Source organism: Burkholderia pyrrocinia, from assembly GCF_018417535.1.
GTDB lineage: Bacteria > Pseudomonadota > Gammaproteobacteria > Burkholderiales > Burkholderiaceae > Burkholderia > Burkholderia pyrrocinia_E.
Genome location: NZ_CP070977.1, coordinates 2,430,559 through 2,443,236, shown reverse-complemented (window position 1 = coordinate 2,443,236; position 12,678 = coordinate 2,430,559). Strand labels below are relative to the sequence as shown.

The window sequence follows — 12,678 nt, the reverse complement described above, 5'->3', positions numbered from 1 at the left end:
CCACGCTCCCCACGAATTCATGCCGCCCAGCGCGGCTCGCTTCTCGAGTCACACGATGGATATCGATCAGTACATGACCGACCTGGGCCGCCGCGCCCGGCAGGCTTCCCGCGCGATGGCGCGCGCCAGCACGGCCGCGAAGAACGCGGCGCTCGACGCCGTGGCCCGTGCGATCGAACGCGACGCGCAGGCACTGAAGGACGCGAACGCGCGCGACGTCGCCCGCGCCCGTGAAAAAGGGCTCGATGCTGCGTTCGTCGACCGCCTGACGCTCTCCGACAACGCGCTGAAGACCATGGTCGAAGGCCTGCGCCAGGTTGCGTCGCTGGCCGATCCGATCGGCGAGATCGGCAACCTCAAGTACCGCCCGAGCGGGATCCAGGTCGGCCAGATGCGCGTGCCGCTCGGCGTGATCGGCATCATCTACGAGTCGCGCCCGAACGTGACGATCGACGCGGCCGCGCTGTGCCTGAAGTCGGGCAACGCGACGATCCTCCGCGGCGGCTCCGAAGCGCTCGAATCGAACACGGCGCTCGCGAAGCTGATCGGCGAAGGGCTTGCGGCGGCCGGCCTGCCGCAGGACGCGGTGCAGGTCGTCGAAACCGCCGATCGCGCGGCGGTCGGCAAGCTGATCACGATGACCGAATACGTCGACGTGATCGTGCCGCGCGGCGGCAAGAGCCTGATCGAGCGCCTGATCAACGAGGCGCGCGTGCCGATGATCAAGCACCTCGACGGCATCTGCCATGTGTACGTCGACGATCGCGCCGATCTCGGCAAGGCGCTCACCGTCTGCGACAACGCGAAGACGCACCGCTACGGCACCTGCAACACGATGGAGACGCTGCTCGTCGCGAGCGGCATCGCGGCGAAGCTGCTGCCGCCGCTCGGCAAGCTGTATCGCGACAAGCAGGTCGAGCTGCGCGTCGATGCGGCCGCGCGCGCGGTGCTCGCCGAGGCGGGCGTCGGTCCGCTCGTCGATGCGACCGAGGAAGACTGGCACACCGAATATCTCGCGCCGGTGCTCGCGATCAAGGTCGTCGACGGCCTCGACGCCGCGATCGAGCACATCAACCATTACGGCTCGCATCACACGGATGCGATCGTCACCGAGGATCACGACCGCGCGATGCGTTTCCTGCGCGAGGTCGATTCGGCGAGCGTGATGGTCAACGCGTCGACGCGCTTCGCGGACGGCTTCGAATTCGGCCTCGGCGCGGAAATCGGCATCTCGAACGACAAGCTGCACGCACGCGGCCCCGTCGGCCTGGAAGGGCTGACGTCGCTGAAGTACGTCGTGCTCGGGCACGGCGAAGGCCGCCAGTAAAGCGAGGCGCACAACCGATGGCAATGCTCTGGGTCAAGACGTTCCATATCGTTCTGATCGCCGCGTGGTTCGCGGGGCTGTTCTACCTGCCGCGCATCTACGTGAACCTGGCCATGGAAACCGATCCGGCCGCCGTGCGGCGCCTGTTGCTGATGGCGCGCAAGCTGTTCCGCTTCATGACGATGATCGCGGTGCCGGCGCTGGCCTGCGGGCTGTGGCTCTGGCTCGCGATCGGCATTGGGCAGGGGCAGGGCTGGATCCATGCGAAGGTGACGGTCGTGCTGCTGCTCGTCATCTACCATGCGTACTGCGGGCACCTGCTGCGGGTGTTCGAGCGCGGCGAGAATCGCCGCACCGACAAGTGGTATCGCGTGTTCAACGAGTTGCCGGTGCTCGGCATGCTCGCGGCGGTCGCGCTGGTCGTGATCAAGCCGTTTTGAGCGGTGCGGCCGGCGAGCCTGCCGGCGTCGATCCATGCGCAACGGCGCCCTGTGGGGCGCCGTTTGTCGTTTACGCGAGGTTCTGCACGGCGCTTTTCAATCCTTCGCGCCGTCGTCGATCCGCCGGCGCGTGATCGCTTCCTTCGCGCGGCCGACCCGCTCCATCAGCGCGGGACCGCGCGACAGCGCGACGCCGACCGCGAGGATGTCGCCGATCGCGAGATGCGACATCCGCGACGTCATCGGCGAGAACACGTCCGTTTCCTCGGCGACGTTCGATGCGAGGCTCACCGTCGCGAGCTTCGCGAGCGGCGAATGGCTCTGCGTGATCGCGACGACTTTCGCGCCGCACGCGAGCGCGGAGCGCGCGGCGTCGACGATGTCGCGCGTGCGGCCGGTGTTCGAGATCGCGACGACGACGTCGTGCGGCCCGAGCAGCGCCGACGACATCGAGAACGTGTGCGGATCCGAATACGCGACGCTCGGCACGCCGAGCCGGAAGAACTTGTGCTGGATGTCCTGCGCGGCGATACCCGAGCCGCCGGCGCCGTAGAACTCGATCCGCGACGCGTTCGACAGCAGCGAGATCGCGTCGGCGACGCTGCCCGCGGACAGGCTGTTGCGTACTTCGATCAGCGCGCCGATCGTGCGGTCGAACACCTTGCCGATGATGCCGGGCGCCGGTTCGTCGGGCTCGACGTCGCGATACACCGACGACACGCCCGGCGCGACGCTCTGCGCGAGCCGGATCTTGAATTCGCGAAAGCCGCTGCAGCCGAGCGCCTGGCAGAAGCGCGCGATCGTCGGCTGGCTGACGCCCGCGCGCGTCGACAGCTCGGTCATCGCAAGGTCGAGCACCTCGCGCGGCGCGGCGAGGATGTAGTCGGCGAGCTTGCGCTCGGACGGGCGCAACTCGGCGCGGATCGCTTCAATGCGAGGCAGCATGGGACGGCACGTGAAAATCGGGTTCGGATGAGCGAGTGTATCGCAATCGAATTGTAGAAAATCTACATAAAAATACTAGCGTTATTGCGGCACTCCCGGCGCGGTTGCGGCGACGATGATTAGGGTTTTCACTAGGTAAAGCCATGCTGGTGGCGGGAATAAGGGTTTCGCGAGAATCGATCTGCATTGCATGCTTGTAGTTTTTCTACTAGACTGACTTCGTTCTGTCGACGCACTCGACCGTCCCTACGATTCCAACCGCCGGTGTCGGCCGGCATACAGGAGCGCCCAGCATGACGTCGCTGCACCCCACTCTGGCGAAGGTCACCGAACGCGTGATCGCCCGCAGCCAATCGACCCGTTCCGCCTATCTGCAGCGCATCGACGGCGCGCAGGGCAAGTTCCCGGCGCGCGGCGCGCTGTCGTGCGCGAACCTGGCACACGGTTTCGCGGGCCTCGAAGGCAACGACAAGTTCGCGATCAAGACGATCCGCGAGCCGAACATCGGCATCGTGTCCTCGTACAACGAGATGCTGTCCGCGCATGCGCCGTACAAGGATTTCCCCGACATCATCAAGGTCGCCGCGCGCGAGAACGGCGGTGTCGCGCAGTTCGCGGGCGGCGTGCCGGCGATGTGCGACGGCGTCACGCAGGGCAACCCGGGGATGGAACTGTCGCTGTTCTCGCGCGAGGCGATCGCGATGGGCACGGCGATCGCGCTCACGCACAACATGTTCGACGCGGCGCTCTGCCTCGGCATCTGCGACAAGATCGTGCCGGGCCTCCTGATCGGCGCGCTGCAGTTCGGCCACCTGCCGACGATCTTCGTGCCGGCCGGCCCGATGACGAGCGGCCTGTCGAACGACGACAAGGCGAAGATCCGCCAGCAGTTCGCGACCGGCCAGGTCGGCCGCGACGCGCTGCTCGAAGCCGAATCGGCCGCGTATCACGGCCACGGCACCTGCACGTTCTACGGCACCGCGAACAGCAACCAGATGCTGATGGAGCTGATGGGGCTACACCTGCCGGGTTCGGCGTTCGTCCATCCGCACACGCCGCTGCGCACCGCGCTGACGGCCGAGGCCGCGCGCCGCGTGCTCGACCTGACCGTCGAGCGCGGCTGCTACACGCCGATCGGCCATGTGATCGACGAGAAGGCGATCGTCAACGGGATCGTCGCGCTGCTCGCGACGGGCGGCTCGACCAACCATACGCTGCACCTCGTCGCGATCGCGCGCGCGGCCGGCATCCTGATCGACTGGAACGATTTCGACGAGCTGTCGGCCGTCGTGCCGCTGCTCGCGAAGATTTACCCGAACGGCAAGGCCGACGTGAACCACTTCCACGCGGCGGGCGGCGTCGCGTTCCTGGTGCGCAACCTGCTCGAAGGCGGGCTGCTGCACGAGGACGTGACGACGGTTGCCGGCAAGGGGTTGTCGCACTACACGAAGGAGCCGAAGCTGATCGACGGCAAGCTGACGTGGGTCGACGGCGCGGCCGAGAGCCACGACACGAAGGTGCTGCGCGGCATCCGCGACCCGTTCCAGCCGGACGGCGGCCTGCGCCTGATGCAGGGCCGGCTCGGCCGCGGCGTGATCAAGATTTCGGCGGTCGCGCCCGAACACCGCAAGGTGACGGCGCCCGCGATCGTGTTCGATTCGCAGGAAGCCGTGCAGGAAGCGTTCGATCGCGGCGAGCTGAAGCGCGATTTCGTCGCGGTCGTGCGCTTCCAGGGCGCGCGCGCGAACGGGATGCCCGAGCTGCACCGTTTGACGCCGCTGCTCGGCGTGCTGCAGGATCAGGGCTTCCACGTCGCGCTCGTCACCGACGGCCGCATGTCGGGCGCGTCGGGCAAGGTGCCGGCCGTGATCCACGTGTCGCCGGAAGCGCTGCTGGCCGGCCCGCTCGGCAAGGTGAAGACGGGCGACACGCTCGTGATCGACGCGGAAGCCGGCGTGCTCGACATCGACGTCGACGACGCCGAGTGGCACGCCCGCCCGGTCGCGCAGCCGCTGTACCAGGCGGAGAACGAGGTCGGTTTCGGGCGCGAACTGTTCGGCGTGTTCCGCGCGGCCGCCGCGCCGGCCGAGCAGGGCGCATCGGTTTTCGGGACGCTGGTCGGCGAAACGGCCGTCCGCGTCGACGCATGAATTTCAAGGAGCGAATTTGATGAAGACGATTGCTGAAATCGTGAAGCTGGGCCCGGTCATTCCGGTGCTCGCATTCGACTCGGTCGAGCAGGGCGAACACGTGTCGCGCGCGTTGCACGCGGGCGGCGTGAAAGTGCTCGAGATCACGCTGCGCACGCCAGCCGGCCTGGAGGCGATCCAGCGCGCAAGCCAGCTCGCGGACGACATCGTCGTCGGCGTCGGCACGATCACGAAGCCCGAGCATTGCGCGCAGGCGAAGCGCGCGGGCGCGACGTTCGGCGTGTCGCCGGGCCTGACGAAGGACCTGCACCTCGCGTCGCTCGACGCGGGCCTGCCGCTGCTGCCGGGCGTGATGACGCCGAGCGACATCATCCAGGCGCTCGAATTCGGCTACGAGATCGTGAAGTTCTTCCCCGCGCAGCAGGCGGGCGGCGTGCCGATGCTGCAGGCGTTCCACGGCCCGTTCCCGGCGCTGAAGTTCTGCCCGACCGGCGGCATCACGGTCGACACCGCGCCGAATTTCCTGAAGCTGCCGAACGTCGTCTGCGTCGGCGGCTCGTGGCTCACGCCGAAAGCCGCGCTCGCCGCGCAGGACTGGGCCGAAGTCACGCGCCTTGCGCAAGCCGCGAGCCAGTTGCCCCGCTAAGACTTGCACTAAATGGCAGTCCGACCCTCGGGAAACAAGCGCTTAATGCTTGTTTCACCGAGGGTTTTTGCTAATGGAACCGGTTCTATCCGCGAGCCGTAAAGATAAGTAAAATTCAGCGTCCTGACGGCGGGGGGCTTCCCGCTGTTTCGGAGACCTGCATAGCCGGGCATACTCGCAACGATCCGCCCGGTTCGAATAATCCCAAGGAGGAGTCCAAATGGGGGCTGTCCAAGGCAGCATGCTGCTCATCTACACCGTGATCGCGATCGTGGCGTTGATCGTGATGATCGCGCGGTTCAAGATCTATCCGTTCCTGGTGCTCATCATCGTGTCGCTCGGCCTCGGCCTGGTGGTCGGGATGCCGATGGACAAGATCGTCAAGTCGTTCGAGACGGGCAACGGCAATACGCTCGGCCACATCGCGGTCGTCGTCGGCCTCGGCACGATGCTCGGCAAGATGATGGCCGAATCGGGCGGCGCCGAACGGATCGCGACCACGCTGATCGACTGGTTCGGTGAGAAGAACATCCACTGGGCGATGATGTTCGTCGCGATCATCGTCGGCCTGCCGGTGTTCTTCGAAGTCGGCTTCGTGCTGCTGATCCCGATCGCGTTCAACGTCGCGAAGCGTACCGGCAAGTCGCTGCTCGTCGTCGGCCTGCCGATGGTGGCCGGCCTGTCGGTCGTGCACGGGCTGATCCCGCCGCACCCGGCCGCGCTGCTCGCGGTCCAGCAGTACGGCGCCGATATCGGCAAGACGATCGCATTCGGCCTGATCGTCGGCGTGCCGACCGCGATCGTCGCGGGCCCGCTGTTCGCGCTGACGATCTCGAAGTTCGTGAAGCTGCCGGAGAACAACCCGCTCGCCGCGCAATTCGTCGACACGCACACCGAAGGCAAGAAGCGCGAGCTGCCGGGCTTCGGCATCACGCTGTTCACGATCCTGCTGCCGGTGATCCTGATGCTGGTCGGCAGCTGGGCCGACCTGGTCTTCGCGCCGAAGACGCTACCGAACAACCTGCTGCGCTTTGCCGGCAACTCGGACGTCGCGCTGCTGATCGCCGTGCTCGTGAGCTTCTTCACGTTCGGCAAGCTGCAGGGCTTCAACCGCGACCAGATCCAGAAGTTCTGCGGCGAGTGCCTGGCACCGATCGCAGGGATTACGCTGATCGTCGGCGCGGGCGGCGGCTTTGGCGGTATCCTGCGTGACAGCGGGATCTCGCAGCAGATCGTCGCAACCGCCACGCAGGCGCACCTGTCGCCGCTGCTGCTCGGCTGGTTCGTCGCCGCGCTGATCCGTCTCGCGACGGGCTCGGCAACGGTCGCGATGACGACGGCCTGCGGCATCGTCGCGCCGATCGCGGCGGCGTCCGGGGCGGCGGTGCGTCCGGAACTGCTGGTGCTCGCGACGGGCTCGGGCTCGCTGATCTTCTCGCACGTGAACGACGGCGGCTTCTGGCTGATCAAGGAATATTTCGGGATGACGGTCGGCCAGACGTTCAAGACGTGGACGCTGCTCGAAACGATCATCTCGGTGCTCGGCCTGAGCTTCACGCTGCTGCTGAGCATGGTTTTGTAACAAGGGGTAGTCAATGATTCTGATCGCAATGGGCGTGTCGGGCGCGGGCAAGTCGCGAATCGGCGAAATGCTGGCGGAACGCCTGTCGTGCAGCTATACCGACGGCGACGCGTTTCACAGCGCGGCGAACAAGGAAAAGATGCACCACGGCATTCCGCTGACCGACGACGACCGCTGGCCGTGGCTGCGCGCGATCCGCGAGGCCATCGAGGAAAAGCAGCGCGCGGGCGAGACGGCCGTGTTCACCTGCTCGTCGCTGAAGCGGTCGTACCGCGACGTGCTGCGCGGCGCCGACACCGACGTGCGGTTCGTGTATCTGCAGGGTTCGTTCGAGGTGTTGCACGAGCGCCTGAAGACCCGCACCGGCCATTTCTTCGATCCGTCGCTGCTGAAGAGCCAGCTCGATACGCTCGAGGAGCCGGGCCCGGACGAAGCGATCGTGGTCAGCATCGAGTTGACGCCCGAACAGATCGTCGATCAGGTGATGGTGAAGATCGGCATCGCGCAGCAGCACTGAGCGCGGTTCGCGGCAATCGTCATGACAAAGGCGCCCTTCGGGGCGCCTTTGTCGTTGGCGGCGCGCAAGCCGGTCAGGCCGCGTGCGCGCGCTTCGCGATGCCGTCGAGCAGCACGTCGAGCATCGTGTCGTGCACGATCTCCGGATCGAGCTGCGCATAGAGCGGGGCGGCCGACCTGACGAGCGGGTGCTCGGTGTCCGACAACGCGTTCATTTCCTCCAGCTCCACGTCGTTCGCGGGCCGCGTGAGGCCGCCGGCCTCGGCGGCGGCGAGCCCGATCACGCTCGCATACCAGCCGACGCACACCGACGGCAGCGCCGCGCGCGGGATGCCGGCGTCGACCAGCGCGCGATGCACGGCCTCGATGTGCGCGAGATCGGCGGGGCCCGTGCTCATGTGGCGCTGCAGGAGCGCGAACGCGGCAGGGTGGCGCAGCGCGAGCGCGCGGTACTGGCGTGCGAGATCGCGCAGCCGCTCGCGCCACGGCAGCGCGTCGTCGACCGGCACGAGCGAGCGCGACAGCGCGTTCGCGATCGCGCGGCTCAGGCCGTCCTTCGACTTGAAGTGGTACAGCACGCTCATCGGGTCGCAGCCGACCGACTGCGCGAGCTTGCGTACGCTGAATGCGGCTTCGCCGACGTCTTCGAGCAGCACGAGCGCGGCCGCGACGATCGCGTCCTTGTCGAGGCCGCGCGGGCCCTGGGCGGGTTTGTCTTTCATCGATGCGGGCTGGCGGCCGGAGCGGGTCCGGCCGTAAACTTGACGAAAGCGTATTCTACACTGTAGAATTATCTCTGCGATGTAGAAATTGGGTGTCCCGGCACCTTTCAATACGTGCTTTCGCACAGTCCGGGATCCAGGCGGCACGAGCGTGTCCGCCGTCAACACGGGCCATCGCGCCTCTTTTCTCGTTGACACCCATGTGGAACCGGCTGCCCCACACGCAAAGCCAGAAGGCTCTTCGACAGGCGGCCCAAGACCATGCAAGTGCAATCATGACTTCCAATCACCAACCCCTGATCCAGGGCGAATCGCGTTTCGAGCAAACGCAACTGAACATCGAAAAAGACAACTGGAACTGGTGCGACCCGGCCCGTTATAACGGCGAGCGCCCGGCCAACTGGTACGAGGCGTCGCTGTCGCGTCACGCGAACGGCGCGCCGCTCGCGCACGACGCCGTGTGCGACGTGCTCGTGATCGGCGCGGGCCTGCTCGGCGCGTCGGCCGCGCTGCATCTCGCGGAAGCGGGCGTCGACACGATCCTCGTCGACAAGCATCACGTTGGCTCGGCGGCATCGGGCCGCAACGGCGGGCAGTTGACGCCCGGCCTCGCGCGCTGGGAAGCGGCCGACATGATCGACCACCTGTCGCACGACGATGCGAAGCGGCTGTGGCGCTTCGCGTCGGGCGAATCGATGGACCTGATCGATGCGATCGGCGCGCGTTACGCGCTCGATCTCGACCGCAAGCGCGGCCACGTCACGGCGGCCGTCCACCCCGGCCACATGAGCGCGCTGCTCGACGGCGCGGATGCGCGCCGTCATCTCGGCGACGCGGGCGTGACGCTCGTCGGCCGCCATCAACTGCACGACGAATACGTGCGCTCGGGGCTGTACCACGGCGCGGCGATCGACGCGCTCGGCGGCCAGATCCATCCGCTCGCGCTCGTGCGCGGCCTCGTGCACGGCTTCCGGCTGAACGGCGGCGCGCTGTTCGAGGGCACCGAGGTGCTCGAGCTCGACGAGACGCCTGCGGGCGTCGTCGCGACGACGCCGGGCGGCACGATTACCGCGCGCAAGGGCGTCGTGCTCGCGCTACACAACACGACGTTCCGGCTGCTCGACGACGGTGCCGCGACAACGGTGCCGTTCTTCACGTACGTGAGCGTGACGGCGCCGCTCGACGTCGACGTTGCGACGCTGATGCCGGCCGGCATGCCCGTGTACGACACGCAGTTCCAGATCGACTACTACCGGCCGGTGCGCGGCAACCGCCTGCTGTTCGGCGGGCAGGGCACCGGCACCTGCTGGGCGCAGCCCGACGTCAACGCGTATCTGCTGACGCGGCTGAACACGGTGTTTCCGCAGGTCGACGGCAGCTTCGCGCTCGACTACTGCTGGAGCGGCGTCAGCGACTTCACGCTGAACGGCGCCACCGACAGCCGCAAGACCGACGGCCGCGTGCCGATGTACATGGTGCAGGGCTGGAGCGGCCACGGCGTCGCGCAGACGGTGCGGATCGGCAAGGCGATCTGCGACGATTTCGTCGGGCGCAACGACGATTTCTCGATGCTGACCGGCATCGATCATCGCGAGATTCCGCTGGGCCGGCAGTTGTCGCCGATCGCGATCCCGGCCGCGAAGGCCGCGATGAGCGTGATGAGTGCGCTCAACCCGGGCCGGATGATTTCGTTCTGAGCGTCTGAAAAGGAAAAAGCCCGATGCGATTGCTCGCATCGGGCTTTGGTTCGTCCGGCGACGGCGGCGCTTACGCGATCCGTTTCGCGAGTTCGACGGCCTTGCCGATGTACGACGCGGGCGTCATCGCGAGCAGGCGGTCCTTCGCATCCTGCGGGATCGCGAGCGTGCCGACGAACTGCTGCAGCGCTTCGCGCGTGATGCCCTTGCCGCGCGTCAGTTCCTTCAACTGCTCGTACGGGTTCTCGATGCCGTAGCGGCGCATCACCGTCTGCACCGGCTCGGCGAGCACTTCCCAGCAGTTGTCGAGATCTTCGTTCAGGCGCTGCGGGTTCACTTCGAGCTTGTCGAGGCCGCGGATCAGCGAGTCGTACGCGAGCAGCGAGTAGCCGAGCGCGACGCCCATGTTGCGCAGCACCGTCGAGTCGGTCAGGTCGCGCTGCCAGCGCGACACCGGCAGCTTGTCGGCGAGGTGGCGCAGCGTCGCGTTCGCGAGGCCGAGGTTGCCTTCCGAGTTCTCGAAGTCGATCGGGTTGACCTTGTGCGGCATCGTCGACGAGCCGATTTCGCCGGCCTTCGTCTTCTGCTTGAAGTAGCCGACCGAGATGTAGCCCCACACGTCGCGGTCGAGGTCGAGCAGGATCGTGTTCGCGCGTGCCACGGCGTCGAACAGCTCGGCCATGTAGTCGTGCGGCTCGATCTGGATCGTGTACGGGTTGAACGTGAGCTTCAGGCGGTTTTCGATCACGTCGCGCGAGAACGCTTCCCAGTCGAATTCCGGATACGCGGACAGGTGCGCGTTGAAGTTGCCGACCGCGCCGTTCATCTTGCCGAGGATCTCGACCTTCTCGATGCGTGCGATTGCACGTGCGAGACGCGCGGCGACGTTCGCGAGCTCCTTGCCGAGCGTCGTCGGGCTGGCCGGCTGGCCGTGCGTGCGCGACAGCATCGGCTGCTCGGCGTGCGCGTGCGCGAGCGCGACGAGGCGCTGGTAGACCGTGCGCAGCGCCGGCACGATCACGTGCTCGCGCGCGCCGGCGAGCATCATCCCGTGCGACGTGTTGTTGATGTCCTCGGACGTGCACGCGAAGTGGATGAATTCGCTCGCCTTCTCGAGTTCGGCCTGGCCCTTCACCGATTCCTTCAGCCAGTATTCGACGGCCTTCACGTCGTGGTTCGTCACGCGCTCGATTTCCTTGATGCGTGCGGCGTCGTGCGCGGTGAAGCGCTCGGCGAGCTGCAGCAGGAACTGCTCGGCGGCGTCGGAGAAGCGCGGGACTTCCGCGAAGCCGGCGCGCGACAGCGCGATCAGCCAGTGCACCTCGACGGTGACGCGGTGGCGCATGAAGGCGGCTTCGGAGAGCCAGTCGCGCAGCGCTTCGGTCTTGCTGGCATAGCGGCCGTCGATGGGCGAGAGCGCGGTGAGGGCGAAAAGCGTATCGGGACGAGTGTCGGACATGATCGGGCGGGCCTTGGGGCCGGGTCGAGCGAGGGGAGGGAGAATCCGACATTTTACCATTGGCGCGCGACGATTCCGGCCGCGCGCGACCGGCGGGCGCCGCCGCGTGCCAACGCCGCGCCGGCGCGGGTGCGCAGCGGGCCGCCGGGTCGCGCGCGCCGCCGCCGGCCGGGCCCGCCCGCCGGTAGAATGCAGGCTTCTTCCCGACCGCCGCCCGCCGCGCCCGCCTGCATGGAACTGAAATGGCTCGAAGACTTCGTTTCGCTCGCGGAAACGCGCAGCTTTAGCCGGTCCGCCGAACTGCGGCACGTGTCGCAGCCCGCGTTTTCGCGGCGCATCCAGGCGCTCGAAGCGTGGCTTGCGACCGAACTGATCGATCGTTCGGTCTATCCGACGCGGCTCACGCAGGCCGGGCAGATCTTCTACGAGCAGGCGCTGACGATGCTGTCGCAGGCGCACGAGGCGCGCACGCTGCTGCGCGGCCATGTCGGCGCGCCGGTGCCGACGATCGAGTTCGCCGTGCCGCACACGTTGTCGCTCACGTATTTCCCGCGCTGGCTGCAGCGGATCGAGGCGAAGATGGGCCAGCTCCACACACGGCTGCGCGCGCTGAACGTGCACGATGCGGTGCTGTCGCTCGTCGAGGGCGGTTGCGATCTCGTGATGGGCTACCACCACCCGAGCCATCCGGTCGCGCTCGATCCGGCGCGCTACGACATGCTGATCCTCGGCAGCGAGCCGATCAGCCCGTTCTCGGCACCGGGCCGCGCGGGCCGGCCGCGCCATACGCTGCCCGGCACGGCCGACGCGCGCGTGCCGTACCTGTCGTATACGCCGAACGCGTATCTCGGCCGGATGACGGAAGTCATCATCGCGAACGCGCCGACGCGGCTGTTCCTCGATCGCGTCTACGAAACCGACATGGCCGAAGGGTTGAAGGCGATGGCGCTCGCGGGGCACGGCGTCGCGTTCCTGCCGCACAGCGCGGTCGAGGACGCGGTCGCGGGCGGCCGCCTGATCCGGCTCGACCGTTCGGCGCGTGGCGGCACGCATCCGTTCACGCTGACGATGGAGATCCGGCTGTACTGCGACAAGCTCGCGCTGCAGGGCGACGATCCGCGGCAGAAGCTCGTGCGTGCGTTGTGGGAGGTCGTGCGCGACGAACTGCGCGAGACCGACGCTTGACTGCGGCTG

General features: G+C 67.2%; 11 protein-coding genes. 8 read left to right on the top strand and 3 right to left on the bottom strand.

From position 1 onward, the window contains the following. The first annotated feature begins 55 nt into the window (after window positions 1–55). On the top strand, window positions 56–1,327 hold the full coding sequence (locus JYG32_RS11335) for a glutamate-5-semialdehyde dehydrogenase (RefSeq protein ID WP_213263599.1): 1,272 nt from the start codon (window positions 56–58) through the stop codon (window positions 1,325–1,327). A 17-nt stretch (window positions 1,328–1,344) separates the two neighbouring features. Then, entirely contained in the window at window positions 1,345–1,767 is a 423-nt protein-coding gene (locus JYG32_RS11330) for a CopD family protein (protein ID WP_095211718.1), read from the top strand. Window positions 1,768–1,863: 96 nt separating this feature from the next. On the opposite strand, the gene JYG32_RS11325 is transcribed toward JYG32_RS11330, so the two are convergent. Then, window positions 1,864–2,712, bottom strand: coding sequence for a MurR/RpiR family transcriptional regulator (locus tag JYG32_RS11325; protein WP_174383525.1), 849 nt, complete (start codon window positions 2,710–2,712; stop codon window positions 1,864–1,866). A gap of 293 nt (window positions 2,713–3,005) precedes the next feature. Here JYG32_RS11325 and edd point away from each other — a divergent pair, with 293 nt between their 5' ends. The 4 genes from edd (at window position 3,006) to JYG32_RS11305 (ending at window position 7,607) form a co-directional block, all read left to right on the top strand. Continuing rightward, window positions 3,006–4,862, top strand: a complete 1,857-nt coding sequence (gene edd / locus JYG32_RS11320) for a phosphogluconate dehydratase (protein WP_213263598.1) — start codon at window positions 3,006–3,008, stop codon at window positions 4,860–4,862. A gap of 19 nt (window positions 4,863–4,881) precedes the next feature. Then, window positions 4,882–5,508, top strand: coding sequence for a bifunctional 4-hydroxy-2-oxoglutarate aldolase/2-dehydro-3-deoxy-phosphogluconate aldolase (gene eda, locus JYG32_RS11315; RefSeq protein WP_213263597.1), 627 nt, complete (start codon window positions 4,882–4,884; stop codon window positions 5,506–5,508). A 220-nt stretch (window positions 5,509–5,728) separates the two neighbouring features. After that, window positions 5,729–7,090, top strand: coding sequence for a GntP family permease (locus tag JYG32_RS11310; RefSeq protein ID WP_213263596.1), 1,362 nt, complete (start codon window positions 5,729–5,731; stop codon window positions 7,088–7,090). Window positions 7,091–7,103: 13 nt separating this feature from the next. Continuing rightward, entirely contained in the window at window positions 7,104–7,607 is a 504-nt protein-coding gene (locus JYG32_RS11305; protein WP_174383529.1) for a gluconokinase, read from the top strand. Between the two features lie 73 nt (window positions 7,608–7,680). Here JYG32_RS11305 and JYG32_RS11300 read toward each other — a convergent pair whose 3' ends face one another. Beyond that, window positions 7,681–8,328, bottom strand: a complete 648-nt coding sequence (locus JYG32_RS11300) for a TetR/AcrR family transcriptional regulator (RefSeq protein WP_174383530.1) — start codon at window positions 8,326–8,328, stop codon at window positions 7,681–7,683. Between the two features lie 275 nt (window positions 8,329–8,603). Between JYG32_RS11300 and JYG32_RS11295 the strand changes: the two genes are divergently transcribed. After that, complete coding sequence (locus tag JYG32_RS11295; protein WP_213263595.1) at window positions 8,604–10,025, top strand: NAD(P)/FAD-dependent oxidoreductase; 1,422 nt, start codon at window positions 8,604–8,606, stop codon at window positions 10,023–10,025. Window positions 10,026–10,095: 70 nt separating this feature from the next. Here JYG32_RS11295 and purB read toward each other — a convergent pair whose 3' ends face one another. Then, the gene (purB, locus tag JYG32_RS11290) at window positions 10,096–11,484 is read right to left on the bottom strand and encodes an adenylosuccinate lyase (protein WP_174383532.1); all 1,389 of its coding nucleotides are present in this window, start codon (window positions 11,482–11,484) and stop codon (window positions 10,096–10,098) included. 231 nt (window positions 11,485–11,715) lie between these two features. On the opposite strand from purB, the gene JYG32_RS11285 reads away from it, so the two are divergent. Further along, the gene (locus JYG32_RS11285) at window positions 11,716–12,669 is read left to right on the top strand and encodes a LysR substrate-binding domain-containing protein (RefSeq protein ID WP_174384172.1); all 954 of its coding nucleotides are present in this window, start codon (window positions 11,716–11,718) and stop codon (window positions 12,667–12,669) included. The last annotated feature ends 9 nt before the right edge of the window (window positions 12,670–12,678 follow it).

What these genes read in the sequence shown, in the direction of transcription:
- JYG32_RS11335 (WP_213263599.1), top strand. Translation starts at nt 56, where the DNA reads ATGGATATCGATCAGTACATGACCGACCTGGGCCGCCGCGCCCGGCAG.
- JYG32_RS11330 (WP_095211718.1), top strand. Translation starts at nt 1,345, where the DNA reads ATGGCAATGCTCTGGGTCAAGACGTTCCATATCGTTCTGATCGCCGCG.
- JYG32_RS11325 (WP_174383525.1), bottom strand. Translation starts at nt 2,712, where the DNA reads ATGCTGCCTCGCATTGAAGCGATCCGCGCCGAGTTGCGCCCGTCCGAG.
- edd (WP_213263598.1), top strand. Translation starts at nt 3,006, where the DNA reads ATGACGTCGCTGCACCCCACTCTGGCGAAGGTCACCGAACGCGTGATC.
- eda (WP_213263597.1), top strand. Translation starts at nt 4,882, where the DNA reads ATGAAGACGATTGCTGAAATCGTGAAGCTGGGCCCGGTCATTCCGGTG.
- JYG32_RS11310 (WP_213263596.1), top strand. Translation starts at nt 5,729, where the DNA reads ATGGGGGCTGTCCAAGGCAGCATGCTGCTCATCTACACCGTGATCGCG.
- JYG32_RS11305 (WP_174383529.1), top strand. Translation starts at nt 7,104, where the DNA reads ATGATTCTGATCGCAATGGGCGTGTCGGGCGCGGGCAAGTCGCGAATC.
- JYG32_RS11300 (WP_174383530.1), bottom strand. Translation starts at nt 8,328, where the DNA reads ATGAAAGACAAACCCGCCCAGGGCCCGCGCGGCCTCGACAAGGACGCG.
- JYG32_RS11295 (WP_213263595.1), top strand. Translation starts at nt 8,604, where the DNA reads ATGACTTCCAATCACCAACCCCTGATCCAGGGCGAATCGCGTTTCGAG.
- purB (WP_174383532.1), bottom strand. Translation starts at nt 11,484, where the DNA reads ATGTCCGACACTCGTCCCGATACGCTTTTCGCCCTCACCGCGCTCTCG.
- JYG32_RS11285 (WP_174384172.1), top strand. Translation starts at nt 11,716, where the DNA reads ATGGAACTGAAATGGCTCGAAGACTTCGTTTCGCTCGCGGAAACGCGC.